Source organism: Absiella sp. AM29-15, assembly GCF_003434225.1.
Taxonomy (GTDB): domain Bacteria; phylum Bacillota_I; class Bacilli_A; order Erysipelotrichales; family Erysipelotrichaceae; genus Hoskinsella; species Hoskinsella hominis.
The window spans coordinates 14,721-31,787 of record NZ_QVFL01000008.1 but is presented as its reverse complement, the minus strand read 5'-3'; the positions used below and the strand labels follow the sequence as shown (position 1 = coordinate 31,787).

The window sequence follows — 17,067 nt, the reverse complement described above, 5'->3', positions numbered from 1 at the left end:
ATTTCAAACGAAAATTTAGAGCAGCAAGCCCGTGCCGTATTTCAGGCATGGTTCATTGATTATGAGCCGTTCGGTGGTGCGGCTCCTTCAGATTGGCGTCCATCCACATTGGGACAAATAGCAGAACTGAAAACTGATAGCTGGTCACCAGCCAAAAATCCTGATGTCATGGTTGAGCATTACAGTATCCCTGCATTTGATGAGCAACACTACCCGGTATTTGAGATCGCAGCTGGAATCAAGAGTAACAAGTACATTCTCAATTCAAATTCAGTGATGATTTCCAAACTGAATCCTGATACCAAGCGTATATGGAGACCGTTGTGTCTTTCGGCTCATTCCGTTTGCTCTACGGAATTCATTGTTTATGAGGCAAAGAAACAAGACCAGCGAGATTATATTTACTCGATTCTTGATAGCACTCCGTTCCTTAATCATCTTTGCTCTCATACAACTGGATCAACCAATAGCCGTCAACGAGCAACACCAAAAAGCACTTTAGACTTTACTTTGTGCCTGCCGCCTGATTCCATTATCGAGGATTTCTGCCAGATTGTTACTCCTATGTACGATTTAATTGCTTCCAACATTGTGGAGAATCAATCGTTAGCAAAAACAAGGGATAGCTTACTTCCTCGATTGATGTCCGGCGAGCTTGATGTCTCCAACATCCAGATCTAAGCCGCTAAATTTTCGTTTATCGCATTATTGCAATCCATTCTTGCTTGTATGTCATCTAAAATTGCAGTGATTTTCTGTTGATCTTCAATCGACGGCAATTCCAATTCCAGATTATTAATCATTTCTTTGGTAAGAGCGTTTCTTGTTGCACCACCAGCCGCTAATTGTAATAAGTATTCTTTGTTTAACTGCAAGAAATACAACAGATAGCTTGGCACAGCCTTTTGCAGATCGGCTCGTACTATGCAGACGTGCTGATTAACTCTTGCTGGTAAATACTTTTTATCTACCATACACGCTCTTGCAACAGAGTCCCCCGTAATATTGAGTAGAACATCACCTTTTTCAACAATTACATTTTTTAGTTTTTCTGCCTGCAAATCATTTATGAAAGCTAACCCATCAGCTGAGAAAGCAAAATCCAACACATTTTGGCTTCGGATTAGAGAGATGCCATCCTCACAGTATGCTTCCTTTCCACCTTTCGGCGTAGCACCGCTACCTATTTTAGTGCATATATCCTTAAATTTTACCACGATAGTTCACACTCCTAACCTATGTATTTGCGGTGAGCAATCTTTACATTGCTCTGTTTGACCATTGCATACTGCAAGGTCGTGTCTATTCGTTGATGCCCCAAGAGCCGTTGAAGCTGCTCCACGGGCATTCCTTTGTCAATCGCCATTGTAGCGAGGGTTCGTCTGAATTTGTGCGGATGTACTCTCGGAAGCGAAAGCCGCTTACCAAGTTCACGCAGCCTTGATTCCACACCGCCAATCTGCAATCTTTCATATGGCGCTTTCAGCGACACAAACAGGGCGTTGTTGCTATCCGTTCTTTGTGCAAGGTAGTTCTGAAGGTGGATTTTGGTTCTGGCATCAAAGTAGACCATTCTCTCCTTGCTGCCTTTACCAAACACCACACACTCTCGCTCCTCAAAGTTAATGTCATCTCGATTGAGAAGCACCAATTCACCAACACGCATTCCGGTTGATGCCAGCATATCAATCAAAGCCAGATCACGCAGAGAATCGCAATGGTCACGCATGGTTTCCAGTGCTTCGTCTGTATAGGTTTCTTTGATGGTCACAGCCGTTTTCACCTTATGAATCCTGCGTACTGGGCTTTTCAAGATGTAATCTTCATCTTCAAGCCAGGAAAAGAAGCTGGATAAGATTCTGCGGATGTTGTCAATCGTCACCTTACTGGATTTTCGCTCTGTCTGATAGTCGGTCAAATAGGAACGCAGATCGTTGGTTGTAATGTGCGTGATCCCTTTTCCAATTTTCTCAGACATGGTTTCGATTGTCTTTCGGTAGTAGGAAAGCGACTTTTCGGAGCATCCCTCAATTCGCTTTGCCGAAAGAAACGCAACGGTCAACCGTGTGTTTTCTGCACTTGCATCCTCAGCTGTACTATCTGTTCTCCGCTGAATCTCATATCCGGAAAGATTATGCTTCAGCACTCGTCGCAGCTGCTCTGCCTGTCCATTATCAAGATATGCCAGCATATCTCGTAGCACATCATTTACAAATTCATCATTCATAGTCTGTTCTCCTTTTGTAATTAGAGAATGACTACGGAGTGGCAATCCTCAGTATAAACTCCTGCCACTCGCAGAAGTTATGGGTTAGGTCGTAAACGAAAATTTAGCGGCTTAGATATCAAGCTCGGATATATCAAGCTCACCGGACATAAGACGAGGAAGTAAAGTGTCACGGATAGCCTGCAAACGGCATATTTCATCATAATTATTGCGGATTGCTGCATCCATAGGAGCAACTATCCTTTCAAATTCCTCGATTGTCTCATCGGAGGGGATAAGAATTGGCATATCATTCAGTGAATTGCGATTGATGGAGCCAAAAACTGTACCTTCGCCATTGAATACATCCAACTGTTTTCTGAGCGAGAACATCGTGTAAAGTACAAAAGACTGATGGTTCGTTTTAGAATGAATAGCTGCAAGCCCCCGACCGATGCAACAGTCTGTATGAGCAATATTAAGATCTCCGACCGGTGCTCGGACACTCATCAGGATGTCATTTGCACAGGCCATTCGCTTTGGCTCGGTGGTATAAAGGCGGATAGTTGGAAATCTAAAGCTGAATTCTGCACGACCTTGAAAAAAGATTGCGCCTATGCCGTCCTCATTATAGCTACTGCCGCTTGGGGATTGACCCATAGTAATATCAGCGATGTCGCTTAGAGAGCCTTCAATCCAATCCGGACACGTATTTTCGATAAACATTTGCTGATAAAGTGCTTTGGCTTGCTGCTCTAAATTTTCGTTTATGCGGACATTTACTTCTATCTTTTCATCAATATTAGATAGAATTTCTGCAATCTTTGATTGGGAGTCCATATCCGGTATATCAACTTCAATTCCAGCAAAAGTATCACGAGTAATTGTGTCGAATACAGACCCATGTGTATTCTTTTTTAATACATGAATATTATGCTTGATTAAGTAATACAAGAAATCTGCTGTCACAATTTCCTTTTTTGCTCTCAATCCATAACATGATTGATTAAACGCCATAGGGAACGGTATGGTTGCAATTTCTCCTACTGTTCCTCTGGCTGAAATAATAATATCTCCTGCTTGCAGAAGTTTGGTTGACGAATTATTCAAGCCAAGCTCTGTAATGTGCTTCTCTGTTTCATACACGAAACGAAAGTCGTTATTAAAATCTTTTACCGACAGCCAAGGAATATCTCCATCCCAATATTCTGGCTTTGTCGTTTTAGGTGTACCACCACCGATTAAATCCATGATTTCTGACAACTTATATTTCATAACCAATTGCCCCCAGCTTCTTACGGATTTCGGCTTCGAGTTGATGGGACTTGGCAAACATATCAGAAAGTTCCGAAGTCAGACGAGCCATTTTTTCTTCAAACGGTTCGCCATCTTCTTCCTGTTCTTCAATGCCAACATAGCGCCCAGGAGTCAGAATGTAGTCCTGCTTTTCGATAGTCTGCAAATCGGCTACCGCACAAAATCCCTTCACATCTTCCAAGGTTCCATTCTGGAATGCTTCAAAGGTGTCCGCCAGTTTCTGAATATCTTCATCCGTGAAGTCTCTGTGTTTGCGGTCAACCATGTAGCCCATCTTGCGGGCATCAATAAACAGCGTTTTGCCTTTCTGCTTTTTGTTCTTGCTAATGAACCAGAGTGTAACCGGAATCGTCACGCTGTAAAACAGCTGCGTAGGCAGAGCAACGATACCTTCCACCAGATCGGCATTGATGATATTCTTTCTGATCTCACCCTCACCGGAGGACTGTGTAGACAGTGCGCCATTTGCAAGCACCAGACCAATCTTGCCGTTCGGCGCAAGGTGGTGGATCATGTGCTGAATCCATGCGTAGTTGGCATTACCGGCAGGCGGCGTTCCGTACTTCCAGCGAACATCGTCCAGCAGTTTATCCTGCCCCCAGTTGGACAGATTGAAAGGCGGGTTTGCCATAATAAAATCTGCACGAAGGTTGGCATGAAGGTCATTAAAGAATGTGTCAGCCTGATACGGGCCGAAGTCCGCATCAATGCCACGAATCGCCATATTCATCTTTGCCATCTTCCAGGTATCCGCATTGGATTCCTGACCATAAACAGAAATACTCTGACGATTACCGCTGTGAGCCTGGATGAACTTCACGCTCTGCACAAACATACCGCCAGAACCGCAGCAAGGGTCATACACACGGCAGTTATTGAACGGCTTCAGGATTGCAACGATTGTCTTAACGATGCTGGACGGTGTATAGAACTCGCCGCCCTTCACACCTTCGTAGGCAGCAAACTGTGCGATGCAATACTCGTAGGTTCTGCCCAGAAGGTCTTTGCCTTCCTCTGTATCAGACATATCCATATTGGTGAACAGATCGACGACATCGCCCAGAACTCGCTTGTCCAAATCCGGACTTGCGTAATTCTTCGGAAGCACATTTTTTAGAGATTTGTTTTCTGCTTCAATCTCTCGCATTGCTTCATCGAGAACGGTGCCGATTTCCGGAGTGTGAGCCGCAGCTGCAACGGTAGACCATCTTGCTTTCTCCGGAACGAAGAAAATATTCTCGCCCAAATACTCGTCACGATCTTCTTCAAAGCCTTCGCCCTCTGCGACAAGCTCGTTATATTTTCTTTCAAATGCGCTGGAAATATAGCGAAGGAAAATCAGTCCGATGATTACCTTTCTATATTCAGCGGCAGGGATATGTCCCCATAACACGCAGGCAGCATCCCAAATTTGCTTTTCAAAGCCAATGTTGGCATTGTTCTTTTCAGCCATTGCCGATTCCTCCACTCTAACAGTTTATTGTAGTTATGCTTCTTCAGCTTATATTCTACCAAAGAGGCTATCCCATAAAACGGACATATTACTTTTCGTCCGGAACTATTTCCATAATATCGTCAAAGGTGCAGCCCAGGACAGAACAGATTTTTACGAGCGTATCCGTAGTTACATTCTCACCTCGATGCATTTTGTTGATGGTATAGTTACTCAGATTTGCCTGTTCAGCCAAATCTTTTTTCTTCATATCTCGGTCAATCAATAGCTTCCATAGTCTCTTATAGCTGACAGCCATCATTTCACCATTCCTTTCTTCCAGATATTTCGTTCAAAAAGTACCTGTACTTATAATTATAGCACGCAAATAGGTAAACTCAACAAGAAAGTGAGCTATCACTACATTTTATTTTCTTATTTCAAAGAATTATCCGATTTTTTGAAGCGGAAGGACTTTTAGAGCTTAGAGAAGCGGAATTTTGGGGTTTTACAAATTGGCAAGCAGTGTAAACCTGTACAGGTTCACTCATTTTCTCGATTTTCCCTTCGGTGCAATCTTCGCAAATTTGCTTGTTGGGGAAGCATCCCCAATCCCCTTTGATCGGTATCTACGATACCGGCTGCTCGTTCATTCTGAACGCTTTCCTGAGAAAGAAAAAAACCTGGACTGCCATTTGGCATCCAGGTTAAAATCTTAATTCCATTTGATTATTCTTTCTTCTCAATCCAGCCAATAAAGGTGCTGACCTTTTCGAGTTCTTCCTCATTCATGGTTCTTAGCTTCTCGCACAATTCACGATACGGGGTATTCGCATCGTCCAGCGGGGCGAAAAATTCTGCCGGTGTCATATCAAAATACGAGATGATATTGAACAGTTCCCTGAGAGACGGCAAGGCTGCTCCGCTGGTTATTCCACGAATGTATGAGCCACTCTTATCCAAATCCAAGCTCATTTTGTGTTCGGAAATATTCTTTGCTATTCTTAATTCTGTAATCCTGATACGAATAAATTCATCATACTGCGTGTTGGCCATTCCTGTCCCTCCTTCCTCAACTATTGTAGTATGAATCGGAAGGCGACGTTGGTAACGAGAAAATGAATTTTCTATTTATCCTTTCTTATATTGGTGATATAATTATCAATATCTTGGCTTGATTGGTGATACCTGTACTAAGCATCTCCAAAGGAGAGATTTCTATGAATTTATTCGCTGTCAGTTTCTTTGGACACAGACAAGTTGATGATCCGTTTTTGATTGAGCGACAGTTGGAATCAATCATCCGTGAGCTGCTTCTTACCAAAGAATATATCGAATTCCTTGTTGGGCGAGACGGAGAATTTGATCAGCTTGTTTCGTCAACGATTCGCAGATGCAAGCGAACCATCCGTGATGACAACAGTTCTCTCGTTCTTGTACTGCCATATATGACGGCGGAATACCGGAACAACGAGGAGTCTTTTCATGAGTATTATGATGAAATTGAAATCTGTCTCGAATCCGCAGAAAAGCACTTCAAGTCCGCCCATCAAGTCAGAAATCGATCCATGGTTGACCGGTCGGATTTAGTTATTTTCTGCATAGAACACAATTCTGGCGGAGCTTATCAGACCATGCAATATGCAAAAAAGGCAGATACAAAGATCATGAATCTGACAGATGTACCTCGTTGACTTCGCTTTATTTTTCTCGGAAAGGAAGAACATGAATAAAAAGAAACGAATAGCTATTATTTTTGCCGTCATTCTTGTTGTGGCGGTTGGAATCATAATTGCGGTGACTTCACATCAGAAAAAGGAAATGGACTTCGATGAATTTGCAGACCGTTTTGAAAAAAGCGCTGAAGAAGTTCTTGGAGAAGATGTAACGAAGGTCACCAAAACAGAACTCGCAGCAACGCTTACTTACGGAGATCAGACCGATAAAGACCGAACCATCTACTACCGCATTTTGAAAACGACATTTTATGATGGCGATCCAGCTGAGATCACCGGCCTGCACACAGAAGCTCTTGGGGTGCTTTTCCCAGTCGATAGCATGGACAGCTGCGAAGAAATGATGATTAAGGATTGGCATGGCGCCCTCTACAAAAAAGATGACAAGGCGTTCCTCTGCTGGACATATTCTCCCGAAATCACCTATGTTCTGGAATATGAGCCAAGCAAAATTGACGACTCTGAAATTATTAAAATGGCTGAAAGCGCTGAGGTCGAAAAATAAAAAAGTAGCCACGATCCGCACCCTTTGGGGGAGTGCAGACCGTGGCTTTTTGCTTTAACGGAAGTTCTTCTTTTCCTCTTTCTCTTGTTCTTTTTCCTGCTCTTTCTGTCTGTCAATATTCAGAATTGTTTCGACCGTCCGTTTGGCAATCAGCAATTCTTCTTTCTCTTTTCTGATCTGACGATACTCAACATAATCTTGTTTCTTCTGGACTGCCAGCTGATGAAACTCCTCATACAGCGATTGCATGGATGGGAGCTTTGTAATCTGCAATTCGTCAAAGGCTTGCTTCGCCGCTTTATGAATTGTGATTTCCTGACGGTGTCCTTCAAAGAATTTTTTGCTATATCCAGACTTACGGTACTCAATATAGATTTGCCTTGTGTTGCGATAATTTTTGATGTGCTGCTGCAACGCCTGAACCTCAACCATACGTTTCTCTGCGGCCTTGATAGAATCAGAAAGCGCATCGAACCGGGCAGACAAATTTTCAATATGAGCAGTCAGATCGTCGTAGTTTCCCAAGCCTTTTTCTTTCAGAAGAATGACGGTACGGGCAGCTTCTTTTCGGTTGAACTTCTTCGCCCACTTTTCATAACCAACCGTCTTGCCCTCGGCCATCTTTGCCTGAATATCAATCAGCATCTGGAACTGCTTCGGGGCAGGAGCCTTGGCAGAGCTGCCTTTTGATTTATGCAGGTTCTTACCGGAGATAACAGCTTGAATTTCCTCTTTGCTATATCCTTCGCCTAAGGAACGCAGCCGAATGAAACGCTTCTGATTCTCGCCCTTGAACGCAGGTTGCTTTCCATCCTTGAACTCAAATCCCATGTCAGCCAGAGCCTGAACAAAGCTATCAAAGCTCTTTGGTTTCTGTTTCAGCACCGCATCAATTGCATCACATAATTCGTCACGCTGGGTACGCTTCTTGGGATAAACAGTTCTTTTCTGACGCTCTCGATATGGCTTCGGTGTAATAATGGACAGCCCGTGTTCCAGGCAAACCATATCGCTGAGTCTTTGCACCGCCAGACCGGAAAGAAAGAAGTTTTTGAATTTCCGTGTGGCATCCAGCGAGGTGGAATTATAAATGATATGGTTATGAATGTGGGATTTGTCGATATGGGTCGCAACAATGAAAGCGTGTTTGCCCTTTGTCCATCGCATCGCTGTTTCATAGCCGACCTGGTTCGCTTCTTCCGGAGTGATTTCTCCCGGCTTAAAGGACTGGCGGATCTGGTATGCGATGATATTGTTCTTCTGTTGCCTGCCGGTAATGTGCTGATACTGCCGTTTGGAAAGCAGAAATTCCTCGTCTGCTGTCTTTGGATCACACTCATAGGAACTGATAAATTCGCCATCATTGGTTTTTGCGGCGTTTTGTGAGTAGTCGGTTCTGTCTGCCAAACATTGAGCGACCGTCTTTCCCTTATTCACATGGAGTGCAATCAATCTTGTTGCTGCCATTCCCATCACTTCCTTCCCAAAAAGAAAAAGCCACCCGAAGGTGACTTTCCTCTAAATAATATCTCACGACCTGATAAATGCTCCCAAACTTTTTCCAATATTCTCGGCTTTCATAACAGCCCAGACGAGCAAGAACACCGCTGCTATTGTCGCAATTCCAAGAACCACAAGGATAAGCAGGGACTGCCACAAAGCCTTTACAATGCAGTAAATCGCAGAGCCGCCAATAACCAAAAGCAATATGCCAATCACATAGGACACAATGTTTGTAAGCAGATTTCCAAGAATACAAATCACTTTTACAACGAACAGCACCGGCAGTGCCAATATCTTCAATACCAGCTTCATAGGCTCAACCCCTTTCGTCTAACTATATTTTACAAGGGTATCTGCCATGACGCAACGATGTCAACCCTTATGTAAGAAGAAAGCCTATGATCTCTTATTAAAGAGGCTGCATCATCTCAAGAATGATTCCATCCGGATCTCTGAAATAAAACGCTCTGCTTTCCCCAAATCCATCTGCCCTGAAATCGAAATACTGCGGTTCAGACAAGCACTCCACATGATTTTCAACAAGGGTTTTGTAGACCGAATCTATGTCATCCGTGTAGAAGCACACTTCTGAGATAGATGTCGTAAACAAGTCGGATTGTTCTTTATGGATTTCGCTGTCTACAAACTGAATCAGTTCGACCGGTGGTGCTTCAATAGCCTTGGAGCCATTCAAATAAGCAACCCTTGCTTTACAATTTTCCTTGCGGAACATTTTATCTGTTTCTTCGCCCTTCATAAAGATTTCGCCTTGAAACTCAAGTCCAAGAATATCTCTATAGAACGCAATAGAGCGATCCAAATCAGAAACCGTTAGTCCTACATGATAAATTCTTCCAATCATCTTTATATCCTCCTAAAAAAATCCGATTTTCTATTCTCTCACAAACAAACTTGAAGTTATCTTTTTCTTAATGGCAATGCTATTAAATTTCCCAATAATGCAATAACAGCATATCCAACTACATAAACCCATGCACTTGAGTTATAAAATATAAATATAGATGGCGCAAACATTATTGCTACAATCAAAATATACCAGAAGTTAAAACCATTCCTAATCCCATAAAAAACAGAGGTTATTAAACATATTAGAGGAATAATTACTAACATAACAATCATTGCACTTCCTGTGTCTTTTATAAACCAAGGAACGATATAAAAATCTATCAGCAACAGTAGGTAGAAAACCAGGTTCTTTTTTAATTTATCCATCATATCATCATCCTTTCAAATCCCGATTTGTTAATCTGTTTTCCAATGTATTTCTTCAATAACATTGTAGTGTATCAATGTGAATATTTCAACCAACGAAAGAACATTCCCTTATGTAAAAGCCGCAACCGCAGCTGCGACTTCCCGACAAGTTGTCGGATTATTGGATCGAGGACAGGCGAACAAGAACTTCTCTCATGTCCGTCCAGATTTCCTCCAGCCGTTTTTGCAAATCCTCAATGTCGGCATGATAGATGCTGCCTGTTTCGTTCGCTCGTTTGGCGTACTGGTTCAGGTTGTTGGAGCAGATTCGCAGGAGCGAAACCAGGGCTTTCACATCCTGCAAATCCAGTCTGATGCAATACCCATCCAGAGCCATTTTCCGCAGATAGGCTCCCATGCTGCGGATGCCAAGCTCATCCATCTTCTCATGGATTCGCTCGACTTCCTCCTTGGATGCAAGGAAATGAACATCCTGGTCTCGCTTTGCCATTACAACACCTCCTCACGGGTTTCAGAGTATTTTGCAGGCGGGATATGTTCCGCCTTGGATTTCAGATCAGCCAACACAGAAGGACGCTCTGACTCGCTTCTTTCGTCACATTTTTCCGCAGAGTCCTCCATATTCAGGGCTGCATCCAATTCTGCCAGTCGCTGACTTTTTGCTGTCAGTTCTGCTTCCTGCGGGAACGGTTTTCCAACCTCCGCCTTGGCTGCTTCCTGCTGATTGTAGAGATTATTCAGCTGTTCATTGGCTCGTTCTAAGCGCTCAGGAATGCCTGCAAGGGCATTGTCCAATCGGGTGATATTTCCTCGTGCATCCGTGCCAAGGGCTACTTTGTGGCTCACAGCGCCCTTTAGAGTCACATCAAACTCGTTCCGGAAGCTGTCAAACGAAAGCTCCATCTGAAAGCCACGGTAACTGCCAAGTGGAACCGGATCGGCGCTTTTCGTATCCTTGCAAGCCGCAAGGAGGATTTCACCGGCATCAGCCTTTTCGGTGTAGGCTTTGCCCCTAATTTCCATGCTGCAAAAACTATCGGCAATCTGCGGGTGTGCTTCCACGGTTTTAATATCAGCTTCAAAGCCATGAATATAGCCTGTCTGCTTTTCAATCTCAGCCGGGAAGTATTTCAGGAGCTTATCTTCCATGCGGTACTGCTGGCTCTGGTGGTCAGCTTTCAGCACCTTCAGCCTTGCCACATCAATGTCCAAGTCCATCTTTTCCTTGATAAGCGGATTGCCGGCACACAGTGCCTTGATCTCCGCATAGGACAGCGCCTGCTCGTCCACATCGTCACAGGAGCGAACCGGCGATTTGGAGGTCATAATCTGAGAAATAAACTTCTGCTTGTTTTCCAAGGTCTGATACAGGTAAGCATCGAAGGTTCCCTCGGTCACATACTGGTACACCTGAACCTCTTTGTTCCGGTTGCCCTGACGGATGATACGACCGTTTCTCTGTGTCATATCAGACGGACGCCAGCCCACATCCAGGTGGTGAACTGCCACCAGTTTGTCCTGGACGTTGGTTCCTGCGCCCATCTTTTGCGTACTTCCAAGTAGCACTCGCACCTGCCCGGTACGAACCTTGGCAAAGAGGTCTTTTTTCTTCGCTTCGGTATCTGCATCATGGATAAAGGCAACTTCTTCCGCTGGCACACCGTTAGCAATTAGCTTGGTTTTGACATCATCATAGACATTAAAGGTTCCGTCATTTTTCGGTGTGCTGAGGTCGCAGAACACCAACTGGGTCAATTTATCAGCCTGACCGTCCTGCCAAATGCGCAGGATATTTCCTACGCAGGCATTGAGCTTGCTGTCAGGGTCATCGGGTAACAGAGGGTTCATCAGCCGCTGATCCAATCCCAATTTTCGCCCATCGCTGGTAATTTTGAGCATATTATCGACGGACGGGTCAACGATACCGGCATGAACATCCGCCGCGCTCTCTGAAAGGGAAGCCACCATATCCTTCTGGTACGCAGAGGGCTGAACCACAACCGTTTCAAACTTTGCTTCGGGAACAGGGAGATGCAACTGGTCAGAGGTCTTGATGTCGGCAACCTCCTTGAACATATTCATCAGCTCAGGCAGGTTGAAGAACTTTGCGAATCGGGTTCTGGCACGATAACCGGTTCCTTCCGGTGCAAGCTCAATCGCTGTCGTCGTTTCTCCGAAGGTCGATGCCCAGGAATCAAAATGGGTCAGGTTCTTTTGCTGGAGCGTACTGTACTGGAGATAGCGCATGACCGTATAAAGCTCGGTCATCGAGTTACTTACGGGAGTACCGGTCGCAAAGATCACACCACGCCCGCCGGTCAGCTCATCCATATAGCGGCACTTCATAAACATATCCGAAGATTTCTGGGCTTCGGAGGTGGACAGACCTGCCACATTTCGCATTTTTGTGTAGAGGAACAAATTCTTGAACGCATGGCTCTCGTCCACAAACAGCCGGTCTACACCCAACTGCTCAAAGGTAATAACATCATCCTTCTTGTCGGCGGCAAGGAGCTTGTCCAGTCTGGCTTCCAGTGATTTTCGTGTTTTCTCCATCTGCTTGATCGTGAAGTTTTCGCCACGCTGCCATTTCAGCTCCGCAATCGCACCCTCAATCTCATCAATCTGCTCCCGCAGCTGCCGTTCCTGTCGTTCAGCAGAAAGCGGGATTTTTTCAAACTGGCTGTGACCGATGATGACTGCATCATAGTCACCCGTTGCGATACGAGCGCAGAACTTCTTGCGGTTTGCTGTTTCAAAATCCTTCTTGGTAGCAACAAGGAGCTTGGCACTCGGATAGAGGTGCAGAAACTCATTTGCCCACTGTAAAGTCAGATGATTCGGCACAACGAACAGGGATTTCTGGCTCAATCCAAGCCGCTTACTCTCCATAGCCGATGCAGCCATCTCGAAGGTCTTGCCCGCACCAACTTCGTGTGCAAGCAGCGTATTTCCACCATAAAGCACATGAGCGATAGCATTTCTCTGGTGTTCACGGAGGGTAATATCCGGGTTCATGCCGCCGAAACGGATATGAGAGCCATCATACTCACGAGGTCTGGTGGAGTTAAAAAGTTCGTTGTACTTGGTGGAAAGGGTTTCTCGTCTGTGGGGATCTCTCCAAATCCAATCTCGGAACGCATCCTTGATTGCCTGCTGTTTCTGCTGTGCCAGGGTAGTTTCTTTTTTATTGAGGACACGCTTCTGCTTACCATCTGCATCTTCAATCGTATCATAGATACGAATATCTTTCAGATTCAGCGTTTCCTCCAGAATCCGATATGCGTTGGCTCGCTCTGTACCGTAAGTGACATACGCCGCCACATCGTTGTAGTTTGGAGAACTCTTACCGTTGATGCGCCACTCTGCGGTCAGCTCGGAGAACTTGACCTCAATGGAACGGCGCAGGTAATACGGGGTTTCAAAGGTGTCCTCCATGAACTGCTGAATATAATCAGCATCAATCCATGTTGCACCCAAACGCACATCAATCTCGGACGCATCCAAGTCCTTCGGCTGTGCTTTCTGCAAGGCTTCTACATTGATGCGGAAGGAAGAATCCCTGTCTGCCGCCATCTGTGCGACACGCAGCTTGCTTCTTACATCACCGGAAAGGTAATCATCGGCAGTCTGCCATCCAACTTCCACCTCATCGGGAGCCATCGGGTCTTTGAAGATCACCCCTCGAAGCTCTGCCTGAATCGCATCGTATTCTCCGGGTGTTCCAAGCAGCTGTGCCATAAACGGCAAATCCACCTTGCCACGCTCACCGATGGAGATTGCCAGAGCTTCGGACGGCGTATCCACGCTCGTCACTCTGCGTTCCGGCTTGATGGTTCGCTTGGTGAACATATCCGCCTTGCTTTTCAGATTGCCGTCCTCATCCACATTTTCCAGAGAACACAGGAGATAGTAGGAGGAATCGTCAGCAAATGCCTGACCATTGGCTCGATTATTGATAAGCCCGTTCTTTGCGGCAAACGCATCGTAGGCATCATTCAGTTCTGCCTGTTTCTGAGTAATCATTTCATCCGGGTAATCCTCAAGCTGATATTCGATCAGCTCGTTGACGATACCACGAAGTTCCACCATGCCCATCACACGGTCTTTTGCTTTCTCATTCAGGTCTACACGGCGCATCAGGGAGTTTTCACGGAAGTACACATTGCCATCCACCACGGTATAAGAGAAATTCTTTACATCCGGGGTTGCAGGAATGGTTTCGATTTCCTTACCCTTGTCAGCTTCGGGAAGCTCCACAGCCTGATAGGTTCCTTGGATGTGGGAAACTGCTTCTTTCAGAAGTTCGGACAGTTCCATGCCCTCAATCGGACGCACCGTAATGTCCATACCGTAGGCGGTACTTTCTTCCACCGTATCGCCCAGAACCATTTCAGGATGAGCGACAAAGTAGCTGTTCATGGTGTGTCCTTCTTCGGTGCGGTCAAGGTTTACCCATTCCGGAACGATGTCAATCGGATGGTCACGCTTTTGCAGGAACAGAATGTCGGACACAACTTCCGTGCCTGCGTTTTTCTTAAAGGCATCATTTGGCAGACGGATTGCACCAAGCAGTTCCGCCCTCTGCGCCACATATCGCCTTGCGTCAGAGTTCTTGGAATCCATGGTGTAACGGCTTGTCACAAAAGCGACCACACCACCGGGACGAATCTGATCCAAAGCCTTGGCAAAGAAATAGTTGTGGATGGAGAATCCCAGCTTGTCATACGGCTTGTCGGATACTTTGTAGTTACCGAAAGGGACATTGCCCACAGCCAGATCGTAGAAGTCTCTGCGGTCTGTCGTTTCAAAACCGGCCACTTTGATTTCTGCATTGGGATAGAGCTTCTGAGCAATTCTGCCGGTGATGGAATCCAGTTCCACACCATACAAGCGACTGCTCTGCATTTCAGGTGGAAGCATACCAAAGAAGTTGCCGACACCCATAGCAGGCTCCAGAATATTTCCCGTTTCAAAGCCCATTTGTCCGACCGCATCATAGATGGAGCGAATGACCGTAGGACTGGTGTAATGTGCATTCAGGGTGGAAGCTCTTGCCGCAGCATATTCATCCTCGGAAAGCAGGTTTTTCAGTGTCTGATACTCCTGCGCCCAATTTCCCTTGTCCGGGTCAAAGACATCTGCCAGACCGCCCCAACCGACATAATTCGACAAAATCTCCTGTTCTTCGGTAGTGGCGTTCCTGTTCTCGCTTTCCAGTTTGAACAGGGTTTCAATGGCTGCGATGTTTCTTGCGAATTTCTGCTTCGGTCCACCTTCACCGATGTTGTCATCTGTGATGTGGAAGTTCACCGCAGGAACGGGGGGAATTTCTCTGGTGGTGATGGACTGCTCAAGCTGAGCGATAATGTCCATGACTTCGGCATTCTGCCATCCGTCCACCTTGGCATAGTCCTGAATAATAGTATCCCTGCCATCCACGCACTGTACGAAGTCCAGACTCCCCGGCAGATCTCTGGTATTCATTGCACCCAGGGCTTTTCTCTGCGTGTCAGGAAGTGCATAGTAGGCTCGCAGGGCATCATCAAAAGAACTGTATTCCTTGATGTCCAGCGCACCACGCTTCTGAATGTCCTCGGCAACATAAAAATGGTCGATGAAGTGTTCCGGCTCCCGCTGTTCGGGTTCCGCACTGGCTCTGACCTGTGCGTGTGCCTTTTCGTCAGGGTAGTACCCATAGATACGGATGCACTTATGCTCCTGCTGATCGTAAACGGCAGCACCATCGTACTTGAATCCGTCATCCTCCATGGTTCCGTCCACATAGCCCTGGGCAGCTTTTTCCGCTTCCTCCAAAGTGTAGTAGTCCAGCTTATCATCGAAGCCGTTTTCAAAGTGATGGTAGGCGGCAACCAGATAGCGGGGAGCCATGCGCTCCTCGTAGCTGTTAATCATCTCAGGTGTCAGCCATTCCGGTTTGTCGGGAATCATTTCATACAGCTCACGCATCTTGGCAATCTGTGCATGGGGGTTGCCTGCCCACAGATGCTTTTCGCTGTGCTGTCCTGCACCAAGGAAGTATTCGCAATCCATACGCAGACGGTCTAACAGCTGATACTCAGGGGTGTAGTCCCTCGGTTCGGCTTCGCCCAGAAATTCTTCTGTAACGGGCTTTTCTTCGGTTTGGGCATCAACCCTTACCGCATGGTTTCTCTCGTCCTGAGAGAGCATACGCTCGAAGTTTTCACGATTCTCGGCACGGAAGATCGGATAGGCAAGGGTAGGGTCACGCAGCTGAACCTCTCTGTCCGTAATCTGCTCCACACGGAAAGCTGTATCGTCCAAATATACCGTGTCACCGACCTGATAGTTCCATGTTGGTTCTTCGGAAACAGGGGCTTCCACAACTTCGTCAGGCTCGGTAGCAGGTGTTTCAGGCTGAACCGAATCTATCGCTGCTACGGACTGCCGAACTTCTTCCAGATAGTCGTTGGCAAGCCATTCATCCGTGAAATATTCCGTAACACCTTCCGGGTCTACATAGTAGTCATCGGTCTGATTATCCCAGATTGCATACTCGCCATCCTCGGTATCAATCACTGCAAAACGGTCATAAACATCTCCCAACGGATCAGTTTTAGCTTCTTCGATAGCCTGTCGTTCCGCTTCTTCCTCCGGGCTAAGGTAGCGTCCCTTTCGCATCAGACCGTCAATTCTCTGCACCACCTGCGCCCAGGACATCTGCAATTTATCGCAGCCGCTCTTGGTGTAAGCAATACCCTTGGCATCGTGATCCTGACCGCTGTGCGTTGCACCGGAGCAGGCATGGGAATGACCACCGGTTCCGTATTCATGCTTCAGGAAGTCCATCTTTTCCTTGGCAGAATGATTCTCCTGCCAGTAGTTATAAATACGGGCTTTACCACCGGAAAAGCCGCTTCCACGGGTCAAGTCTGCATTGACTTCATCATCCGTAATGAACTGGCGGACAAGGGGCATCTGCATCATATCGGTCTGATACTCACGCAAAGGCAGATTCAGCTCATACAGCTGTTTCTGGATGAGATTCAGCTTGTGATAGTGAAAACGAAGCAGATCCGGGTTATCCGCAAGGGCTTTTCTAAATTCCGAATATTGCTGCACCAAGGTTGCGTGGAAACGGGGGTCGTCC

At 46.0% G+C, this 17,067-nt stretch carries 15 protein-coding genes; 3 read left to right on the top strand and 12 right to left on the bottom strand.

Going from position 1 to position 17,067, the window contains the following annotated elements:
• Positions 1 to 108: 108 nt before the first annotated feature.
• Complete coding sequence (locus DW761_RS09555; RefSeq protein ID WP_117517849.1) at positions 109 to 681, top strand: hypothetical protein; 573 nt, start codon at positions 109 to 111, stop codon at positions 679 to 681.
• On the opposite strand, the gene DW761_RS09550 is transcribed toward DW761_RS09555, so the two are convergent.
• The 6 genes from DW761_RS09550 to DW761_RS09525 all read right to left on the bottom strand — a co-directional run bounded on the left by DW761_RS09550 (position 678) and on the right by DW761_RS09525 (position 6,011).
• A complete protein-coding gene (locus DW761_RS09550; RefSeq protein ID WP_199485622.1) occupies positions 678 to 1,217 on the bottom strand; it encodes a restriction endonuclease subunit S in 540 nt (179 codons plus the stop codon). The two genes, DW761_RS09555 and DW761_RS09550, sit on opposite strands and share 4 nt — an antisense overlap.
• A gap of 14 nt (positions 1,218 to 1,231) precedes the next feature.
• Complete coding sequence (gene xerA / locus DW761_RS09545) at positions 1,232 to 2,227, bottom strand: site-specific tyrosine recombinase/integron integrase (RefSeq protein ID WP_117517845.1); 996 nt, start codon at positions 2,225 to 2,227, stop codon at positions 1,232 to 1,234.
• A 111-nt stretch (positions 2,228 to 2,338) separates the two neighbouring features.
• On the bottom strand, positions 2,339 to 3,481 hold the full coding sequence (locus tag DW761_RS09540) for a restriction endonuclease subunit S (RefSeq protein WP_117517843.1): 1,143 nt from the start codon (positions 3,479 to 3,481) through the stop codon (positions 2,339 to 2,341).
• On the bottom strand, positions 3,471 to 4,976 hold the full coding sequence (locus DW761_RS09535) for a type I restriction-modification system subunit M (protein WP_117517841.1): 1,506 nt from the start codon (positions 4,974 to 4,976) through the stop codon (positions 3,471 to 3,473). Before DW761_RS09535 ends, DW761_RS09540 begins: the two co-directional genes overlap by 11 nt.
• A gap of 88 nt (positions 4,977 to 5,064) precedes the next feature.
• Positions 5,065 to 5,274 (bottom strand): helix-turn-helix domain-containing protein, encoded by a 210-nt coding sequence (locus DW761_RS09530; RefSeq protein WP_117417704.1) that lies wholly within the window; start codon positions 5,272 to 5,274, stop codon positions 5,065 to 5,067.
• A gap of 410 nt (positions 5,275 to 5,684) precedes the next feature.
• The gene (locus tag DW761_RS09525) at positions 5,685 to 6,011 is read right to left on the bottom strand and encodes a helix-turn-helix domain-containing protein (protein WP_008982557.1); all 327 of its coding nucleotides are present in this window, start codon (positions 6,009 to 6,011) and stop codon (positions 5,685 to 5,687) included.
• A 164-nt stretch (positions 6,012 to 6,175) separates the two neighbouring features.
• On the opposite strand from DW761_RS09525, the gene DW761_RS09520 reads away from it, so the two are divergent.
• The gene (locus tag DW761_RS09520; RefSeq protein WP_117517839.1) at positions 6,176 to 6,649 is read left to right on the top strand and encodes a hypothetical protein; all 474 of its coding nucleotides are present in this window, start codon (positions 6,176 to 6,178) and stop codon (positions 6,647 to 6,649) included.
• 31 nt (positions 6,650 to 6,680) lie between these two features.
• Positions 6,681 to 7,196 carry a DUF4367 domain-containing protein gene (locus tag DW761_RS09515; protein ID WP_117517837.1) on the top strand — a complete coding sequence of 172 codons (516 nt, stop codon included), beginning with the start codon at positions 6,681 to 6,683 and terminating at the stop codon, positions 7,194 to 7,196.
• Positions 7,197 to 7,250: 54 nt separating this feature from the next.
• Here the strand turns inward: DW761_RS09515 and DW761_RS09510 are convergent, their stop codons facing one another.
• The 6 genes from DW761_RS09510 to DW761_RS09485 form a co-directional block, all read right to left on the bottom strand.
• Entirely contained in the window at positions 7,251 to 8,663 is a 1,413-nt protein-coding gene (locus DW761_RS09510; protein WP_117517835.1) for a relaxase/mobilization nuclease domain-containing protein, read from the bottom strand.
• A 63-nt stretch (positions 8,664 to 8,726) separates the two neighbouring features.
• Positions 8,727 to 9,011: a hypothetical protein gene (locus tag DW761_RS09505; protein WP_117517833.1), complete on the bottom strand. Its 285-nt coding sequence runs from the start codon at positions 9,009 to 9,011 to the stop codon at positions 8,727 to 8,729.
• A gap of 97 nt (positions 9,012 to 9,108) precedes the next feature.
• Positions 9,109 to 9,561 carry a VOC family protein gene (locus DW761_RS09500; protein WP_117517831.1) on the bottom strand — a complete coding sequence of 151 codons (453 nt, stop codon included), beginning with the start codon at positions 9,559 to 9,561 and terminating at the stop codon, positions 9,109 to 9,111.
• A gap of 56 nt (positions 9,562 to 9,617) precedes the next feature.
• Positions 9,618 to 9,935 carry a hypothetical protein gene (locus tag DW761_RS09495; protein ID WP_117517829.1) on the bottom strand — a complete coding sequence of 106 codons (318 nt, stop codon included), beginning with the start codon at positions 9,933 to 9,935 and terminating at the stop codon, positions 9,618 to 9,620.
• A 157-nt stretch (positions 9,936 to 10,092) separates the two neighbouring features.
• On the bottom strand, positions 10,093 to 10,425 hold the full coding sequence (locus DW761_RS09490) for a plasmid mobilization protein (protein WP_009257939.1): 333 nt from the start codon (positions 10,423 to 10,425) through the stop codon (positions 10,093 to 10,095).
• Positions 10,425 to 16,127 carry an LPD11 domain-containing protein gene (locus DW761_RS09485; protein WP_255412385.1) on the bottom strand — a complete coding sequence of 1,901 codons (5,703 nt, stop codon included), beginning with the start codon at positions 16,125 to 16,127 and terminating at the stop codon, positions 10,425 to 10,427. The genes DW761_RS09490 and DW761_RS09485 overlap by 1 nt, the downstream gene beginning before the upstream one ends.
• Positions 16,128 to 17,067: the final 940 nt, after the last annotated feature.